18 protein-coding genes and 1 pseudogene are annotated in these 16927 nt (G+C 51.9%); 15 read left to right on the top strand and 4 right to left on the bottom strand.

Annotated elements, in window-relative coordinates; all coding sequences use genetic code 11:
- The first annotated feature begins 181 nt into the window (after positions 1 to 181).
- Positions 182 to 916, top strand: a complete 735-nt coding sequence (exbB, locus tag ACU8YC_RS15930) for a tol-pal system-associated acyl-CoA thioesterase (RefSeq protein WP_151217716.1) — start codon at positions 182 to 184, stop codon at positions 914 to 916.
- Between the two features lie 6 nt (positions 917 to 922).
- Entirely contained in the window at positions 923 to 1348 is a 426-nt protein-coding gene (gene exbD, locus ACU8YC_RS15925) for a TonB system transport protein ExbD (protein ID WP_151217715.1), read from the top strand.
- A gap of 70 nt (positions 1349 to 1418) precedes the next feature.
- Here the strand turns inward: exbD and ACU8YC_RS15920 are convergent, their stop codons facing one another.
- Together ACU8YC_RS15920 and ACU8YC_RS15915 are read right to left on the bottom strand one after the other, a co-directional pair.
- Complete coding sequence (locus ACU8YC_RS15920; RefSeq protein WP_187259009.1) at positions 1419 to 1826, bottom strand: cytoplasmic protein; 408 nt, start codon at positions 1824 to 1826, stop codon at positions 1419 to 1421.
- Position 1827: 1 nt separating this feature from the next.
- The gene (locus ACU8YC_RS15915) at positions 1828 to 2232 is read right to left on the bottom strand and encodes a hypothetical protein (protein WP_414438241.1); all 405 of its coding nucleotides are present in this window, start codon (positions 2230 to 2232) and stop codon (positions 1828 to 1830) included.
- A gap of 104 nt (positions 2233 to 2336) precedes the next feature.
- Between ACU8YC_RS15915 and ACU8YC_RS15910 the strand changes: the two genes are divergently transcribed.
- Positions 2337 to 2840 carry an ESA_00282 family adhesion-associated protein gene (locus ACU8YC_RS15910; protein ID WP_151217713.1) on the top strand — a complete coding sequence of 168 codons (504 nt, stop codon included), beginning with the start codon at positions 2337 to 2339 and terminating at the stop codon, positions 2838 to 2840.
- A gap of 69 nt (positions 2841 to 2909) precedes the next feature.
- Here ACU8YC_RS15910 and ACU8YC_RS15905 read toward each other — a convergent pair whose 3' ends face one another.
- On the bottom strand, positions 2910 to 3950 hold the full coding sequence (locus ACU8YC_RS15905; protein WP_187253250.1) for an aldo/keto reductase: 1041 nt from the start codon (positions 3948 to 3950) through the stop codon (positions 2910 to 2912).
- 231 nt (positions 3951 to 4181) lie between these two features.
- Between ACU8YC_RS15905 and ACU8YC_RS15900 the strand changes: the two are divergent.
- The 11 genes and pseudogenes from ACU8YC_RS15900 to hybG form a co-directional block, all read left to right on the top strand.
- Positions 4182 to 4367, top strand: a pseudogene (locus tag ACU8YC_RS15900) (dienelactone hydrolase family protein); the annotation flags it as partial.
- Between the two features lie 197 nt (positions 4368 to 4564).
- Positions 4565 to 6205: a methyl-accepting chemotaxis protein gene (locus ACU8YC_RS15895; protein WP_446895535.1), complete on the top strand. Its 1641-nt coding sequence runs from the start codon at positions 4565 to 4567 to the stop codon at positions 6203 to 6205.
- A gap of 85 nt (positions 6206 to 6290) precedes the next feature.
- A complete protein-coding gene (locus ACU8YC_RS15890) occupies positions 6291 to 6578 on the top strand; it encodes a DUF2623 family protein (RefSeq protein ID WP_151224347.1) in 288 nt (95 codons plus the stop codon).
- Positions 6579 to 6768: 190 nt separating this feature from the next.
- Positions 6769 to 7887, top strand: coding sequence for a hydrogenase 2 small subunit (hybO, locus tag ACU8YC_RS15885; RefSeq protein WP_040233985.1), 1119 nt, complete (start codon positions 6769 to 6771; stop codon positions 7885 to 7887).
- Positions 7888 to 7889: 2 nt separating this feature from the next.
- On the top strand, positions 7890 to 8876 hold the full coding sequence (hybA, locus tag ACU8YC_RS15880) for a hydrogenase 2 operon protein HybA (RefSeq protein WP_187253248.1): 987 nt from the start codon (positions 7890 to 7892) through the stop codon (positions 8874 to 8876).
- Positions 8866 to 10044 carry a Ni/Fe-hydrogenase cytochrome b subunit gene (gene hybB / locus ACU8YC_RS15875; RefSeq protein WP_446895534.1) on the top strand — a complete coding sequence of 393 codons (1179 nt, stop codon included), beginning with the start codon at positions 8866 to 8868 and terminating at the stop codon, positions 10042 to 10044. The genes hybA and hybB overlap by 11 nt, the downstream gene beginning before the upstream one ends.
- Positions 10041 to 11744 carry a hydrogenase 2 large subunit gene (hybC, locus tag ACU8YC_RS15870; RefSeq protein WP_446895533.1) on the top strand — a complete coding sequence of 568 codons (1704 nt, stop codon included), beginning with the start codon at positions 10041 to 10043 and terminating at the stop codon, positions 11742 to 11744. Before hybB ends, hybC begins: the two co-directional genes overlap by 4 nt.
- A complete protein-coding gene (locus ACU8YC_RS15865; protein ID WP_003024473.1) occupies positions 11744 to 12238 on the top strand; it encodes a HyaD/HybD family hydrogenase maturation endopeptidase in 495 nt (164 codons plus the stop codon). The genes hybC and ACU8YC_RS15865 overlap by 1 nt, the downstream gene beginning before the upstream one ends.
- Positions 12231 to 12719, top strand: coding sequence for a hydrogenase-2 assembly chaperone (gene hybE, locus ACU8YC_RS15860; protein WP_151217711.1), 489 nt, complete (start codon positions 12231 to 12233; stop codon positions 12717 to 12719). The genes ACU8YC_RS15865 and hybE overlap by 8 nt, the downstream gene beginning before the upstream one ends.
- Positions 12712 to 13053 carry a hydrogenase maturation nickel metallochaperone HypA gene (gene hypA, locus ACU8YC_RS15855; protein WP_003024462.1) on the top strand — a complete coding sequence of 114 codons (342 nt, stop codon included), beginning with the start codon at positions 12712 to 12714 and terminating at the stop codon, positions 13051 to 13053. Before hybE ends, hypA begins: the two co-directional genes overlap by 8 nt.
- Positions 13054 to 13083: 30 nt before the next feature.
- Positions 13084 to 13332 (top strand): hydrogenase maturation factor HybG, encoded by a 249-nt coding sequence (hybG, locus tag ACU8YC_RS15850; RefSeq protein WP_003024459.1) that lies wholly within the window; start codon positions 13084 to 13086, stop codon positions 13330 to 13332.
- A 94-nt stretch (positions 13333 to 13426) separates the two neighbouring features.
- Here hybG and yghU read toward each other — a convergent pair whose 3' ends face one another.
- Positions 13427 to 14293: a glutathione-dependent disulfide-bond oxidoreductase gene (gene yghU / locus ACU8YC_RS15845; RefSeq protein ID WP_151224345.1), complete on the bottom strand. Its 867-nt coding sequence runs from the start codon at positions 14291 to 14293 to the stop codon at positions 13427 to 13429.
- Between the two features lie 217 nt (positions 14294 to 14510).
- On the opposite strand from yghU, the gene ACU8YC_RS15840 reads away from it, so the two are divergent.
- A complete protein-coding gene (locus tag ACU8YC_RS15840) occupies positions 14511 to 16799 on the top strand; it encodes an FdhF/YdeP family oxidoreductase (RefSeq protein ID WP_187253247.1) in 2289 nt (762 codons plus the stop codon).
- Positions 16800 to 16927 lie beyond the last annotated feature (128 nt).

Genomic DNA, 16927 nt, shown 5'->3' with positions numbered 1-16927 from the left:
AACAGGCATACAGTAGAAAATAATCTCAAACTGCGTCTGGTGACTTTTTTACTGCGTAAGCGCAAGGAAAAGAAACCAAAGGTGCGGCACTATGTAAATAGTAATGAGAACGACTATCAATTCGACGTCGTTTTGATATCATTACGCACAGATTTTGTGACTTGCGTCCTGGAGATACAGAGTGGGTAATAATTTGATGCAGACGGACCTTTCCGTCTGGGGTATGTATCAGCACGCCGATATCGTGGTTAAGTGCGTGATGATTGGGCTGATTTTGGCGTCAGTGGTCACCTGGGCAATTTTCTTTAGTAAGAGCCTTGAGTTCTTTACTCAGAAACGCCGCCTTAAGCGCGAGCAGCAACTGCTGGTGGATGCTCGCTCTTTAGACCAGGCAAGTGAGATTGCCGCAGGATTCGATGGCAAAAGCCTGGGCGCGCTGTTGATTAACGAGGCGCAGAATGAGCTGGAACTGTCTGAAGGTAGCGACGACAACGAAGGTATTAAAGAACGTACTGGTTTCCGTCTGGAGCGTCGCGTCGCGGCGGTAGGGCGTCATATGGGGCGCGGTAACGGATACCTGGCGACCATTGGGGCTATCTCTCCGTTCGTGGGGCTGTTCGGTACGGTATGGGGCATCATGAATAGCTTCATCGGGATCGCGCAAACCCAAACGACCAACCTGGCCGTTGTTGCGCCGGGTATCGCAGAAGCGCTGTTAGCCACCGCGATTGGTCTGGTTGCAGCAATTCCTGCAGTTGTTATCTATAACGTTTTCGCACGTCAGATTGGCAGCTATAAAGCGATGCTGGGCGATGTCGCGGCGCAGGTGCTGTTGCTGCAAAGTCGCGATCTCGACCTGAACGCTAGCGCATCCGCGCATCCGGTACGTGCTGCGCAGAAATTACGTGTAGGATAATGTTCCATGGCAATGAGCTTTAATGAAAACCTGGACGATAACGGTGAAATGCATGAAATAAACGTGACGCCGTTTATCGACGTTATGTTGGTTTTATTGATCATCTTTATGGTGGCTGCGCCGTTGGCAACGGTGGATGTGAAGGTGAATCTCCCTGCTTCCACCAGCACACCGCAACCGCGTCCGGAAAAACCGGTTTACCTGTCTGTGAAAGCCGATAAGAGTATGTTTATTGGCAACAACCAGGTGACGGACGATACCATGATTAGCGAGTTAAATACGCTGACTGATGGCAAGAAAGACACTACGATCTTCTTCCGTGCGGATAAAACCGTCGATTATGAAACCATGATGAAGGTTATGGATGCTTTGCATCAGGCGGGGTTCCTGAAGATTGGTCTGGTTGGTGAAGAGACTGTAAAAGCGAAGTAATCTTCATTGCCGGGTGGGGGGGGCGCCTTACCCGGCCTGCAGCTCCTGATTCAACGTTCTCCACTCGCCCTTATCTGTCTTCATCCAGGGCGACTGTCGTTATCCTGGTTGGCTCGTAGTTGCCTTCAGACAGTTTACGCGTCAGGCGAAGGGTGGCTGTTTCTCGCCTGAGAATATGCTGATATGCGCTTTCCAGCCGGGTCATTATTTTGTCCCGCAGTTCCGGTTGCTGCTCCATAATGGCCTCAATGGCGGCGCCGTAGATCTCTTCTTTAGCTTGTAGCGCATAAATCTCACGGCGATTTTGCCATTTCATTCGTACCAGCGCGGCGGGGATAGAAACAATCTCCTGAGCGACGCTTTCCAGCGTCGCGTTTTTATTGGCAATCAACACGGCTAAATTTTGCTTTAAGACAAACTCATCGCTTTTATGGTCATCTAAAGCCAAATAAACATTATTATCCTCAATATCTTTCATTTTATTTCTTTTCCAGAGAATAAAAAATAGGATCGCTGGTTTCATGTGTGATTAAATTAAGCCAAATTTTATTACCTTGCTCATTTATGATAGCTGTTTTTGTGGACAAAATTTTACTTAATTCTTGAGCGTTAATGTCGCCTTCTGCTTGTAGTGAATTGAGCAAGCGAGTGAATGACTCAATTTTCGCGGCACGAAACAAACGCTCTTTTAAATGACGATCACACTCTTCAAATAACATATTGCGTGCCTGACCGGTAGCTGTAGCACTAATCAAAATATCGGGTTCGTAATCGCTTAACGTTCTCTTTCCCTGATTCAAATTTTCACTATTATCTACGGGTTCAGTATTGGTAGATGGACTGGATAAGTGAAAATGCGAGGGAACAAGATGCTCGGGAAGCATGTTGAAATATCCTTTGATGCCAATGATATGTTGTTTTAAATAAATCAGGCCGCGTTGACAATAGCATGGCGTAATTTTAAAATCAAAAAAAATGGAGCCAGTATATGAACAGTATATTTTATTCTGTTATAACCCTGCTATTGCTGACCTGCGGGGTACTTTTTTTAATGCGCAGTGCAAATAAAAACCGATATGCAGAAAATGGACATTCTGAAAACCAGCCGGAAATGCTGAGTAAAGAAGAAGGCGAGGACCATTTCTCGGTATTGATGAATTCGATTACCCCAGTCTGGTATTGGCGCGTTAATCACGAATATATCGATTTTATCCACTCCACGATCAAACGGATGACAATGGTGGAGTTGAATGAGATTCCTGGATTATTTGATGCACAGCGGCGTTGCAGCGACCTCAACTCTGCGGTGTATAAATATTACGACAATATTAAAAAACGCTGTTTGAGCGGTGAGAAGGTCCCGCATGCTGACCTGGACGTGCTCAACCTGCGTCAGTGCTTCAGGGAGTTCAGTCTTGAGGCTTATCCTGCACTTGTCGCGCTGGTCTGGCCGGAGTATCAACGCCCGGAGATCAACGCGGAAGAAGTGTGAGGGGACTGTCGGGTCTGCATTACGTGCCGGGGAGGTTAACGGCACCTTCCGGCACGGAGTGATAAACAGCTATTTGTCCGATGAGGCCTGCCACAGGTTCAGCTTACCGTCTGCGACGTGCTTATCGATCTGCGCCAGTTCTTCGGCACTGAACGTCAGGTTCGCCAACGCCTGAACGTTTTCCTCCAGTTGCTCCGGCCGGCTGGCGCCAATTAATACCGAAGTCACCCGGTTGTCTTTCAGCAGCCAGCTTAAGGCCATTTGCGCCATCGACTGTCCTCGCTGTTGCGCCATCTCATTGAGCAAACGCAGGCTGGTAAGATTTTCTTCCGTCAGCATGTTTTCCGTCAGCCCACGGGCTTTTTTCCCTTCACGTTGCATGCGTGAACCTTCCGGAATGCCGTTGAGGTATTTCCCCGTCAGCAGCCCCTGGGCCAACGGCGTAAATGCGATACAGCCCATGCCGTTGGATTCCAGTGTATCCAGCAAACCGCTACTGTCTACCCAGCGGTTAAGCAGGTTGTAAGAAGGCTGGTGGATCAGCAACGGAATTTTCCACTCCCGCATCAGCTCGGCCATTTTCTGCGTACGCTCCGGGGAATAGGATGAGATACCGACATACAGCGCTTTACCGCTTTGCACCGCATGGGCCAGGGCTGAGGCGGTCTCTTCCATTGGCGTATTTTCGTCAACGCGGTGTGAGTAGAAGATATCGACATAGTCGAGGCCCATGCGTTTCAGGCTCTGGTCGAGGCTGGCGAGCAGGTATTTGCGCGAACCGCCAGAACCGTATGGACCTGGCCACATGTCATAGCCTGCTTTGCTGGAGATGATCAGCTCATCACGATATTGTGCAAAATCCTCGCGCAGTAATCGGCCAAAATTCTCTTCTGCGCTGCCCGGAGGCGGTCCATAGTTATTGGCTAAATCAAAATGCGTGATGCCTAAATCAAATGCTTTACGCAGCAGGGCGCGCTGTGAATCCAGCGCCTGAACGTGCCCAAAACTGTGCCATAAACCCAGCGATAGCGCGGGTAAACGCAAACCGCTGCGCCCACAGTAACGATAGAGCATCTGCTCGTAACGTTCAGGATTGGCAAACCAGGCCATGAGATCTCCTTAGTGCAGGTGAATTTCGAAACAACGTTTCTATTCTAGCGGGTTCCCGCTGAAGATCCCGTTCACCAGGTCACACTGGGATGAAAAACTGGGTAAAAACAGACCACTGTGTTTTGCGTATAAAAACATCAATCAGGAGCGCTGCCATGCCGCGTTTAACTGCGAAAGACTTTCCATAAGAGTTGCTCGATTACTATGACGGTATCCAAATTAATGAGGGGGCCTGCTTATGAGGAGGCACTCAAGGCCAATAAGAGAGTCTATGAGGCATATATCTATCCCGGCGTTAATCATGGTTTTCATAATGATTCGACACCACGTTATGATAAGACTGCTGCTGATTTATCCTGGAAACGCACTCTTACATGGTTTAATGAATATTTACGATATAAAACAAAGGATTATTAAATGATTCAGGCTAATCATCTGAATAGTAATGCTAGCTAATTTCATTAGCATTCATGTTGATATAGTGTAAATAGATATTGAATGTACTTAAGAAAGTAAAAAAATAAAGAACGCATTATATCTTCTCTGTTGCCTGCCGATAACAAGGATAAGTATCGCCTGATGGCGAATTCCTCATCAACGGCAAGGAAATTATTATGCGTTTGCTGAAAAACTTCACTATTCGTATTGTCATGTTGGCAATACTAGGACTTTTTTGCCTGCTCTGGTCGGGCGTGGGTTTATTCAGTCTTCATTCTTTATCAAAAATATCTGAAGGCAATGATATTGACCGTCATCTCGTCCATCAGATGACGGTGCTCAGTCAGGGGAACGATCAGTACTTTCGCTTCGTTACGCGGTTAAGTCGCGCCATGGACGTCAAAATGAGTGGCGGAACGCCTGATTTTGCGCCGGCGCAGCAGTCCCTTGAGAACATGAGCAAAAAACTCCAGGAGATGAAAACATTGTCTCCAGGCCCCATGGATCCGGAAGTTGCCGCGGCGGTACTGACGAAGTGGCAGGCGCTGCTGGACAATGGCGTGATCCCGCAAATGCAGCTGGCAAAGCAGGGCACGCTCACGGCCTTTGCGGAACATGCCAGCACCATAACGCCAGCGCTGAGCCGTGAATTTGGCGCCAGTGCCGAACGTTTTAACGCCACGGCAGGAGAGCGGCTTGATACCACCCGTGTTATGGTCGATGGCAAAACGTCTATCATCCGGACGTTAATTATTACTGCCGTGATCTTCGGTATTGCCCTACTGTTCTTTACCGACCGTTACCTCGTCGCCATGATGGTGAAACCTCTGGGACGCATCCGTCAGCAGTTCCAACAGATTGCGCAGGGCGATCTCAGCCATCCTATTGAAGATTTTGGGCGTAACTGCGTGGGCCAACTGGTGCCGTTACTATGCGCGATGCAGGACAGCCTGCGCGAAGCCGTCAGTACCATTCGTTCAGGTAGTGACAACATCTGGCGAGGAGCTACGGAAATTTCCACCGGTAATAACGATCTCTCCTCACGTACTGAAGAGCAGGCTGCGGCGCTGGAAGAGACCGCTGCCAGCATGGAGCAACTGACCGCCACGGTAAAACTTAACGCCGAAAATGCGCGTGAGGCCAGCCAGCTTGCCGATACGGCGACAGAGACGGCAGGTAAAGGCAGCACGCTGGTTTCTGAAGTGGTTGAGACGATGGATGGCATTGCCGCCAGCTCGAAACAGATCGCCGAAATTACGTCTGTTATTAACAGTATTGCTTTCCAGACCAACATTCTGGCGCTTAACGCCGCAGTTGAAGCTGCCAGAGCGGGCGAGCAGGGACGTGGTTTTGCCGTCGTTGCTGGTGAAGTACGTAACCTTGCCAGCCGGAGCGCCGGAGCGGCGAAAGAAATTGAGACGCTGATTGGCGAATCGTCGCGTCGTGTCGATCAGGGCGCTCGTCTGGTTAAAGAGACGGGATTAACCATGGAGGCAATTCTCCGCGGTGCCACCGAAGTGACCGTTATCATGAAACAAATTGCCTCTGCCTCGGAAGAACAGAACAAGGGCATCTCGCAGGTGAGTGTGGCGATCACCCAGATGGATAGCGTCACGCAACAGAACGCTGCATTGGTTGAGCAAGTCTCTGCCGCGGCTGTGGCGCTGGAACGACAAACGGAAGAGCTGCAACGCTCGGTGCAACAGTTCCGCCTGTCAGCGAATGATGTGCAATACGCTGCTGCGAATACCACTTCCCCTTCAGCAGACAGCAAAACGTCTGCGGCCGCCAAAACGGACGAGTGGGTGTCCTTTTAAGCAGGCGCAAAAAAGTACGTGAAACCTCTGGCCTTTGCTTAAAAAATCGCTATATAATTTATTATATAGCGATTGGGGGTTACGCATGGACAATCATTTTGGAAAAGGTCTGATGGCCGGATTAAACGCGTCAAGCGCGGATAGCGCCCGTATGGTGGCCAATTTTTGTGCTGATTATAAACGTGGCTTTATACTGGGATTTTCACATCGTATGTTTGAAAAAACGGGCGATCGGCAGCTTAGCGCGTGGGAGGCGGGCATCCTCACGCGCCGCTATGGCCTGGATAAAGAGATGGTGATGGATTTCTTTAAAGAGAACCAGTCCAGTACGACAATTCGGTTTTTCATGGCTGGCTATCGGCTCGAAGCTTGATCCGAAAGGGGTATTCCGTTGCTTTAATTAATTACACTATTGACCAACACCTTCGTTTTGTTGCTCCGTCGAAGTAATATATCGCACATAACCATATAAAAAGTGTGGTAAATGGCGCGCCGATCGCAATATGCAACATGCGAATGGTGCAAAATAAAAAGCCAGGTCTTCGCAACGGAATAACTATAAAATGACTGGAGATAACTCTCTCATCAATTCGAACGGCATCAATCGCCGTGATTTCATGAAGCTTTGTGCAGCACTGGCCGCTACCATGGGGCTCAGTAGCAAAGCCGCCGCAGAAATGGCCGAATCAGTTTCTCGTCCTCAGCGCCCACCAGTTATCTGGATTGGTGCTCAGGAGTGTACGGGTTGTACTGAATCGCTGCTTCGCGCGACACACCCTACAGTGGAAAACCTCGTTCTGGAGACCATCTCTCTCGAATACCATGAGGTACTCTCTGCCGCCTTCGGCCACCAGGTTGAAGAGAATAAACATAACGCTCTGGAGAAGTACAAAGGGCAATATGTTTTGGTTGTAGATGGTTCTATCCCACTAAAAGATAATGGTATTTACTGCATGGTTGCCGGTGAGCCGATCGTGGATCACATCCGCCGGGCCGCTGAAGGCGCTGCCGCTATCATTGCCATCGGCTCTTGCGCCGCGTGGGGTGGTGTTGCTGCCGCTGGCGTTAACCCAACGGGTGCAGTCGGCTTGCAGGAAGTTCTGCCAGGCAAAACCATTATCAACATCCCCGGCTGTCCGCCGAACCCACATAACTTCCTTGCAACGGTCGCGCATATCATCACTTACGGTAAGCCGCCGAAGCTGGATACCAAAAACCGTCCGACATTCGCCTATGGCCGTTTGATTCACGAACACTGCGAACGTCGCCCGCACTTCGATGCTGGCCGTTTTGCGAAAGAGTTTGGCGATGAAGGCCACCGTGAAGGTTGGTGCCTCTACCATCTGGGCTGTAAAGGACCAGAAACCTACGGTAACTGTTCAACGCTGCAATTCTGCGATGTTGGTGGCGTGTGGCCGGTGGCTATCGGTCACCCTTGCTACGGCTGTAACGAAGAAGGCGTCGGTTTCCATAAAGGTATTCACCAGCTTGCTCATGTAGAAAACCAAACGCCACGTTCCGAGAAACCTGACGTCAATATGAAAGAAGGCGGCAATGTTTCTGCCGGAGCGATTGGGCTGCTTGGCGGCGTAGTAGGACTGGTTGCCGGTGTCAGCGTGATGGCGGTTCGTGAACTGGGGCGTCAGCAGAAGAAAGATAACGCTGACTCACGGGGAGAATAACCGTGAACAGACGTAACTTTATTAAAGCAGCCTCCAGCGGGGCATTGCTGTTGGGCGCCGCGCCGTCCATCAGCCATGCGGCTGCAGAAAACCGTCCGCCGATCCCTGGTTCTTTGGGGATGCTCTATGACTCGACGCTGTGCGTAGGCTGCCAGGCCTGTGTCACCAAGTGTCAGGATATCAACTTCCCGGCGCGTAACCCGGAAGGCGAGCAGACCTGGTCGAACAACGACAAACTGTCTCCGTATACCAATAACATCATCCAGGTGTGGCGTAGCGGAACAGGTGTGAACAAAGACCAGGAAGAAAATGGCTACGCATATATTAAGAAACAGTGCATGCACTGTGTCGATCCGAACTGCGTCTCCGTTTGCCCGGTCTCCGCGCTGAAGAAAGATCCGAAAACCGGCATCGTCCACTATGACAAAGATGTCTGTACAGGCTGTCGTTACTGCATGGTTGCCTGCCCGTACAACGTGCCTAAGTACGACTACAACAACCCGTTTGGTGCGCTTCACAAATGTGAACTCTGTAACCAGAAAGGCGTTGAGCGTCTGGACAAAGGCGGTTTACCGGGTTGTGTTGAAGTGTGTCCTGCCGGTGCGGTGATTTTTGGTACCCGTGAAGAGCTGATGGCTGAGGCGAAAAAACGTCTCGCGCTGAAGCCTGGCAGCGAATACCACTATCCGCGTCAAACGGTGAAAGCAGGCGATACCTACCTGCATACGGTACCGAAGTATTACCCCCATCTGTACGGTGAGAATGAGGGGGGGGGTACGCAGGTTATGGTGCTGACGGGTGTTCCTTACGAGGATTTGGATCTGCCGAAACTGGATGATCTTTCAACCGGTGCGCGTTCCGAACATGTTCAACATTCCCTGTACAAGGGCATGATACTACCCCTGGCTGCGCTGGCGGGCTTAACCGTGCTGGTTCGTCGTAACACGAAAAACGACCATCACGATGGAGGAGACGATCATGAGTCATGATCCTAAACCGCTGGGCGGAAAAATAATCAGCAAACCGGTCATTATTTTTGGGCCGCTTATCGTCCTGTGCATGCTCCTGATCGTGAAACGTCTGGTCTTCGGATTGGGTTCAGTCTCCGATCTGAACGGCGGTTTCCCATGGGGGGTATGGATTGCATTTGACCTGTTGATTGGTACTGGCTTTGCGTGCGGCGGTTGGGCGCTGGCGTGGGCGGTGTATGTTTTCAACAGAGGACAATACCATCCGCTGGTACGTCCGGCGCTGCTGGCGAGCCTGTTTGGCTACTCGCTGGGCGGTCTGTCGATCACCATTGACGTCGGTCGTTACTGGAATCTGCCGTATTTCTACATTCCGGGTCACTTCAACGTGAACTCGGTACTGTTCGAAACGGCGGTCTGTATGACCATCTATATCGGCATCATGGCGCTGGAATTTGCTCCGGCTCTGTTTGAACGTCTGGGGTGGAAAGTTTCTCTCAAGCGTTTGAATAAAGTGATGTTCTTTATTATTGCCCTCGGCGCGCTGCTGCCAACCATGCACCAGTCTTCAATGGGTTCATTGATGATTTCTGCGGGTTATAAAGTACATCCGCTTTGGCAAGCTTATGAAATGTTGCCGCTTTTCTCGGTATTAACCGCCTTTATTATGGGCTTCTCGATCGTCATCTTTGAAGGCTCGTTGGTACAAGCTGGTCTGAAAGGTAACGGCCCTGACGAGAAAAGTTTGTTCATCAAGCTGACGAACACCATCAGCGTGCTGTTGGCGATTTTCGTGGTTCTGCGCTTTGGCGAACTGATCTATCGCGACAAGCTGTCGTATGCGTTTGTAGGCGATTTCTACTCAGCCATGTTCTGGCTTGAGGTCGTGCTGATGGTCTTCCCGCTGGTGGTGCTGCGCGTCACTAAGCTGCGTAACGACTCGCGCATGCTGTATCTGTCTGCGCTGAGCGCATTGCTGGGTTGTGCGACATGGCGTCTGTCTTATTCGCTGGTGGCGTTCAATCCTGGTGGTGGCTACCACTACTTCCCGACCTGGGAAGAACTGTTGATTTCTATTGGTTTTGTGGCTATTGAGATTTGTGCATACATCGTACTCATTCGTCTACTGCCGATACTTCCTCCTTTAAAACAAAACGATCAAAATCGTCATGAGGCGAGCAAAGCATGAGCCAGAGAATTACTATTGATCCGGTAACCCGTATTGAGGGTCATTTACGCATCGACTGCGAAATCGAAAATGGCGTGGTATCTAAAGCATGGGCTTCCGGTACCATGTGGCGCGGCATGGAAGAGATTGTGAAAAACCGCGATCCGCGCGATGCCTGGATGATTGTGCAGCGTATCTGTGGCGTTTGTACGACCACTCACGCTATCTCTTCCGTTCGTGCTGCAGAAAGCGCGCTGAATATTGATGTTCCGGTAAACGCACAGTATATCCGTAACATCATTCTGGCCGCGCACACCACGCATGACCATATTGTTCACTTCTATCAGCTCTCAGCGCTGGACTGGGTGGATATCACCTCTGCGCTGAAGGCCGATCCAGCGAAAGCGTCTGCCATGCTGAACGGTGTGTCCTCCTGGCACCTGAACAGCGCAGAAGAGTTCACTAAGGTTCAGAACAAGATTAAAGACCTTGTTGCCAGCGGTCAGTTAGGTATTTTTGCCAACGGTTGCTGGGGTCACCCGGCAATGCAACTGCCGCCGGAAGTGAACCTGATTGCGGTCGCTCACTACCTGCAGGCACTGGAATGCCAGCGTGATGCCAACCGCGTTGTGGCGCTGTTGGGCGGTAAAACGCCGCACATCCAGAACCTGGCAGTAGGGGGGGTTGCTAACCCAATTAACCTCGACGGTCTTGGCGTGCTGAACCTTGAACGCCTGATGTACATCAAGTCTTTCATTGATAAGCTGAGCGACTTCGTTGAGCAGGTTTACAAGGTAGATACTGCGGTTATTGCGGCGTTCTATCCTGAGTGGCTGGAACGTGGTCAGGGTGCGGTTAACTATCTGAGCGCACCGGAATTCCCGACTGACGGTAAAAACGGCAGCTTCCTGTTCCCGGGGGGTTACATCACCAATGAAGATCTGTCGACCTATCGTCCGATCACCTCTCACTCCGATGAGTACCTGATCAAAGGGATTCAGGAGAGTGCGAAACACGCGTGGTACAAAGACGAAGCGCCGCAGGCTCCGTGGGAAGGTACAACGGTTCCTGATTACACCGGTTGGTCAGATGACGGTAAGTACTCCTGGGTTAAAGCGCCGACCTTCTACGGTAAAACGGTTGAAGTGGGGCCGCTGGCCAACATGTTGTGTAAACTGGCGGCTAAACGCGAGTCTACTCATGCCAAGCTGAATGAAATCATCGCGATTTACACCAAGCTGACCGGTAAAACTATCGAAGCGTCGCAGTTGCACTCTACGCTGGGCCGTATTATTGGTCGTACCGTTCACTGCTGTGAACTGCAGAACGTTCTGCAGGATCAGTACAACGCGCTGATCGTGAACATCGGTAAAGGCGACCACACCACCTTCGTGAAACCGGATATTCCGGCAACGGGCGAATTCAAAGGTGTTGGTTTCCTCGAAGCGCCGCGCGGTATGCTGTCTCACTGGATGGTGATTAAAGATGGCATTATCAGCAACTACCAGGCGGTTGTACCGTCAACCTGGAACTCTGGCCCACGTAACTTTAATGATGAAGTGGGACCGTATGAGCGCTCGCTGGTAGGAACGCCGATTGCCGATCCAAACAAACCGCTGGAAGTGGTTCGTACCATTCACTCCTTCGACCCTTGTATGTCATGTGCGGTGCATGTGGTGGACGTTGACGGGAACGAAGTGGTCTCAGTTAAGGTTCTGTAATGCGGATATTAGTCTTAGGGGTCGGCAATATTTTGCTGACCGACGAAGCCATCGGGGTACGTATCGTTGAGGCATTAGAGCAACGGTACATCCTGCCAGACTTTGTTGATGTTCTGGACGGTGGTACAGCTGGGATGGAGCTTCTCGGCGATATGGCGAACAGAGATCATCTGATCATTGCTGACGCTATTGTGTCGAAGAAAAACACGCCAGGAACGATGATGGTCCTGCGGGATGAAGAGATCCCGGCGTTGTTTACCAACAAAATCTCACCGCACCAGCTTGGCCTGGCCGACGTTTTGTCGGCCCTGCGTTTCACCGGCGAGTTTCCGAAAAAGCTGACGTTAGTCGGCATTATTCCGGAATCGCTGGAGCCGCATATCGGGCTAACGCCAACGGTCGAAGCGATGATTGAACCTGCGCTTGAGCAGGTTCTTGCCGCGCTTCGCGAATCAGGCGTTGAAGCGATCCCTCGGGAGGCGGCTCATGTCTGAGGAGTTTGTCGGTTTTCAGACGGCCCCGAAGATGCAGATTCAGGCAGCGTTTGAAGAGGTTGCCCGGCGCTCGATGCACGATCTTTCTTTTCTGCATCCGAACATGCCGGTATATGTCTCTGATTTTACGCTGTTTGAAGGGCAGTGGACGGGGTGTGTTATCACACCCTGGATGCTCAGCGCACTGATTTTCCCTGGACCAGACCAGATCTGGCCGGTACGTAAAGTCAGCGAAAAAATCGGGCTGCGTCTGCCGTATGGCGAGATGACCTTTACCGTTGGTGAACTGGAGGGCGTATCGCAATACCTTTCCTGTTCACTGATGTCACCGCTTTCGCACAATATGTCGGCGCAGGAAGGCGTACGCTTGACTGACGATTGCGCGCGAATGCTGTTATCGCTGCCGGTGAGCGATCCAAATGCGCCGCAGCTCAATCGCCGCGCGCTGCTGCTGGGTCGTCGGAACTGCGAAAATGCATGAGCTGTCCCTTTGTCAGAGCGCGGTTGAGATTGTTCAACAGCAGGCAGAGCAGCACGGTGTCAAACGAGTAACCGGCGTTTGGCTGGAAATCGGGGCGCTCTCCTGCGTTGAAGAGAGCGCCGTGCGTTTCAGTTTCGACATCGTCTGTCAGGGGACGCTGGCGCAAGGGTGTGAGCTGCATATTGATTACAAGCCAGCCCAGGCATGGTGCTGGGATTGCAGTCAGGTTGTGGAAATCACCCAGCATGATGCGCAGTGCCCACATTGTCAGGGGGATCGTCTGCGAGTTGATGCGGGCGATTCACTGAAAGTGAAAAGTATTGAAGTCGAATAACCCATAGGTTGCTATGGGGCGGAGTCAGATATGTGTATTGGAGTCCCTGGTCAGGTTCTGGCCGTTGGTGAAGATATTCACCAACTTGCGCAGGTTGAAGTGTGCGGCATCAAACGTGATGTCAATATTGCCCTGATTTGTGAAGGTGATACGGCTGAGCTGGTCGGGCAATGGGTGCTGGTGCACGTAGGGTTCGCCATGAGCATCATTGATGAAGATGAAGCTAAAGCCACGTTAGACGCACTTCGCCGCATGGAGTACGACGTCACCAGCGCGTGACAACCGGTTTGTGCCTCATAGTGCTGCGCTTATCGGGCCTATGCCTTAGATGTAGGCCCGATAAGGCATTTATGCCGCCATCCGGCATCTTGCGTTAGCCCTGGCGCTTATCTTCGGTGCTGGTGTCGAAGTCGCTGGCGTCATGGCGCTCATGAAGCTGCTCGTTCAGCGGTCCGTTAGTGCGGTTTACAATCCGACCACGTTTAACCGCCGGACGCGCTGCCACCTCTTTTGCCCAGCGCTGTACGTGCTTGTAGCTTCCGGCGTCAAGGAACTCTGCCGCGTCGTACACGTTGCCCAGAACCACATTACCAAACCATGGCCAGACCGCCATATCGGCAATGGTGTATTCATCTCCGGCGACAAACTGATGCTGCGCTAGCTGTTTATCCAACACGTCGAGTAAGCGCTTGGCTTCCATGGTGAAGCGATTAATCGCGTATTCAATTTTAACCGGCGCATAATTATAGAAGTGACCAAAGCCACCGCCAAGGAACGGGGCAGCGCCTTGTAACCAGAACAACCAGTTCAGCGTTTCTGTACGCTTAGCCAAATCCTGCGGCAGGAAATAACCATATTTTTCCGCCAGATAGAGTAGGATTGCGCCAGATTCGAATACGCGAACCGGTGGGTTTTGCGAGTGATCGCGTAGCGCCGGGATCTTCGAGTTCGGATTCACCTCCACAAAACCGCTGGAAAACTGATCGCCATCGCCAATGCGGATGAGCCAGGCATCGTATTCCGCGCCCTTCACGCCCTGTGCTAACAACTCCTCCAGCATAATCGTCACTTTCTGCCCATTTGGCGTTCCCAACGAATAGAGCTGCAGCGGATGTTTGCCAACCGGCAGCGTTTTCTCGTGGGTGGCGCCGGAAACAGGGCGGTTGATATTGGCGAACGCGCCGCCGTTCGATTTTTCCCACGTCCAGACTTTCGCGGGCTGATAGGTATTGTCTGACATAGTGATCTGCCTTCTGAGTGGTTGTTTGATGCAGTGTAGCAGCCAGGTAGAACTCAATTTAACAGATTGGGACTTTATGCCGTTTTGTGCTGAAAGGGGAAGATAAATCTAACCCGTTCATTGTACCTGGCCCGTACTCCATGAAGAGGAAATCAATGTTGCACGGAAATTGCTACCGTATTCACCATCAAAAATTGGTGGTGAATAAGCAGTAATAATGAAAAAAGGTGTTCCAGGAGTAAGCGGTTATCAGGGCCCGGCGGGTGGGTGGGGCGCGGTAAAAGCCGTTACTGCTTCGCTGTTTTCGCAAAAGGCTGTCGCCCGCGACATTATCGCGATGTTCAAAATGAACCAGGTTAAAGGGTTCGACTGTCCAGGCTGTGCGTGGCCGGACCCAGAGCATCGGGCGCCAATGGAGTTGTGCGAAAATGGCGTTAAGGCGGTCTCCTGGGAGACAACCAACAAGAAAGCGTCACCGGAATTTTTCAGCCGTCACCCGGTTTCCGCACTCTGGCACTACAGCGATTATGAGCTGGAAAATATCGGTCGTTTGACGCATCCCATGAAATACGATGCCGCATCAGATACCTGGCGAGCGGTGGATTGGGATATCGCATTTCAGGAAATCGGCGAGCGTCTGCACAGTTATGATTCAGCCCAGCAGGTTGAGTTTTACACCTCCGGCAGAACGTCAAATGAGGCGGCGTTCCTGTATCAACTGTTTGCCCGCGAATATGGCAGCAGCAACTTCCCTGATTGCTCAAACATGTGCCACGGACCGACCAGCGCAGGGCTAACGCCGGCTATCGGCCTTGGAAAAGGGACCGTTGAACTTGAGGATTTTGACCACTGCGATCTGGTGATTTGTATCGGGCATAACCCAGGCACTAACCATCCGCGCATGCTGACCACCTTACGCGACGTTGCCAAACGCGGGGCTAAAATTATCTCCATTAATCCGCTGAACGAAAGGGGGCTTGAGCGCTTTAGCTTCCCGCAAAGTCCGAAAGAGATGTTCACCGGTCAGGCGACGGCGCTGAGCCACGACTACTACCAGGTAAAAATGGGCGGTGACGCCTCGCTGCTCAAAGGCATCATGAAGGCGCTGATCGAAATGGATGAGGCACGGATCTTACTGGATCAACAACCGACGCTCGATCATGCGTTTATCGATGATCACACTGCCGGATATGCCGCGTTGTATGATGACTTACGCCAGCGTAGCTGGGCGGAACTGGAACAGGACTCAGGCCTGACGCGCAGTCAGATGGAAGATCTGGCGCACAGCTACAGTAAATCCAGTGCCACTATCGTTTGTTATGGTCTGGGCATCACCCAGCATAAAAACGGCACTGAGAACGTCCAGCAACTGGTAAACCTGCTGCTGCTGAAAGGCAATATAGGTAAGCCGGGGGCGGGGATCTGCCCGTTGCGCGGTCACTCTAACGTGCAGGGCGATCGTTCCGTGGGTATTAACGAAGCGGCGTCCGAAGAATTCCTGCAACGCCTTGAGACGCATTTCTCTATCCGCGTTCCGCGCAAACATGGCCGCTCCAGCGTGGAGAGTATTCGCGCCATTGAGCGCGGAGACGTAAAAGCGCTTATCTGCATGGGTGGTAATCTGGCGGTGGCGATGCCGCAGCCGCAGCGTACCTTTGCGGCGATGAAAAAGTTGGATCTGCAGGTTCACGTTGCGACCAAACTTAACAGATCGCATTTGCTGCTGGCAAAACATAACTACCTGCTCCCCGCGTTGGGCAGAACCGAGCGCGACATGCAGGCGACGGGCATTCAGTCGGTGACCGTCGAAGACTCGATGTCGATGGTTCACGCGTCCTGTGGCGCGCTGAAACCGGCTTCCCGCTGGCTAAAATCAGAGCCCGCGATTGTGGCGGGCATGGCGCGCGCCACGCTGCCGCTTTCGCCGGTAAACTGGGAAGCGTTGACCGGGGACTACGCGCTGATCCGTAATGCCATTGAAGCCGTGATCCCGGCGTTCCACGACTACAACGCCCGTATTGCTGAACCGGGCGGGTTTCGTATGGATACCCCTGCATCGCGCCGTGAATGGCGAACGGTAAATGGCAAAGCCAACTTTATCGTCAGCCATCAGCGGGCGGTAGAGCGGGAGAACCAGCCTGCTGCTGCGCTTGTGCTGGCGACGCTACGCAGCCACGATCAGTACAACACCACGATTTATGGTCTGAACGATCGCTATCGTGGCATTACTGGTCGTCGGGATGTGGTGTTTTTAAGCGCCCAGGAAGCGGCGGCTCGTGGTCTGAGCCAGGGTGATGTGGTTAACGTTCAGGCGCTGGACGACAACGGTCAGCCGTGTGCGGATCGCATCATGTGCGGTTTAACGGTGGTGATTTACAACATGGCGGAGGGCTCAATTGGCGCGTATCTGCCTGAAGCGAATGTCCTGCTCTCGTTGGACGCGGTGGATACACAAAGTTTGACTCCGGCCTATAAAAGCGTGCCGGTAATCCTTACCCAGGCGTAGATCCTGCTGTGAATTTTTCGCCTCTGAGCGCCAGCCGCTGCGTTGAGGTGTATGATGATGTCGACCTCTGTCCGGTTAGTGTCGCAGAGCAGGCAATCAGAGCGAAAAATTCACGCCAACCTGCTCAG

It is taken from the genome of Citrobacter sp. VF227 (assembly GCF_052950715.1).
Note: the sequence above shows the minus strand (reverse complement) of the source record. Positions and strands in the feature narration are given on the sequence as shown.

Excerpts from the sequence above, each read along its gene's own strand:
- exbD (WP_151217715.1), top strand. The coding sequence starts at position 923 with ATGGCAATGAGCTTTAATGAAAACCTGGACGATAACGGTGAAATGCAT.
- ACU8YC_RS15920 (WP_187259009.1), bottom strand. The coding sequence starts at position 1,826 with ATGAAAGATATTGAGGATAATAATGTTTATTTGGCTTTAGATGACCAT.
- ACU8YC_RS15915 (WP_414438241.1), bottom strand. The coding sequence starts at position 2,232 with ATGCTTCCCGAGCATCTTGTTCCCTCGCATTTTCACTTATCCAGTCCA.
- ACU8YC_RS15910 (WP_151217713.1), top strand. The coding sequence starts at position 2,337 with ATGAACAGTATATTTTATTCTGTTATAACCCTGCTATTGCTGACCTGC.
- ACU8YC_RS15905 (WP_187253250.1), bottom strand. The coding sequence starts at position 3,950 with ATGGCCTGGTTTGCCAATCCTGAACGTTACGAGCAGATGCTCTATCGT.
- ACU8YC_RS15895 (WP_446895535.1), top strand. The coding sequence starts at position 4,565 with ATGCGTTTGCTGAAAAACTTCACTATTCGTATTGTCATGTTGGCAATA.
- ACU8YC_RS15890 (WP_151224347.1), top strand. The coding sequence starts at position 6,291 with ATGGACAATCATTTTGGAAAAGGTCTGATGGCCGGATTAAACGCGTCA.
- hybO (WP_040233985.1), top strand. The coding sequence starts at position 6,769 with ATGACTGGAGATAACTCTCTCATCAATTCGAACGGCATCAATCGCCGT.
- hybB (WP_446895534.1), top strand. The coding sequence starts at position 8,866 with ATGAGTCATGATCCTAAACCGCTGGGCGGAAAAATAATCAGCAAACCG.
- hybC (WP_446895533.1), top strand. The coding sequence starts at position 10,041 with ATGAGCCAGAGAATTACTATTGATCCGGTAACCCGTATTGAGGGTCAT.
- ACU8YC_RS15865 (WP_003024473.1), top strand. The coding sequence starts at position 11,744 with ATGCGGATATTAGTCTTAGGGGTCGGCAATATTTTGCTGACCGACGAA.
- hybE (WP_151217711.1), top strand. The coding sequence starts at position 12,231 with ATGTCTGAGGAGTTTGTCGGTTTTCAGACGGCCCCGAAGATGCAGATT.
- hypA (WP_003024462.1), top strand. The coding sequence starts at position 12,712 with ATGCATGAGCTGTCCCTTTGTCAGAGCGCGGTTGAGATTGTTCAACAG.
- hybG (WP_003024459.1), top strand. The coding sequence starts at position 13,084 with ATGTGTATTGGAGTCCCTGGTCAGGTTCTGGCCGTTGGTGAAGATATT.
- yghU (WP_151224345.1), bottom strand. The coding sequence starts at position 14,293 with ATGTCAGACAATACCTATCAGCCCGCGAAAGTCTGGACGTGGGAAAAA.
- ACU8YC_RS15840 (WP_187253247.1), top strand. The coding sequence starts at position 14,511 with ATGAAAAAAGGTGTTCCAGGAGTAAGCGGTTATCAGGGCCCGGCGGGT.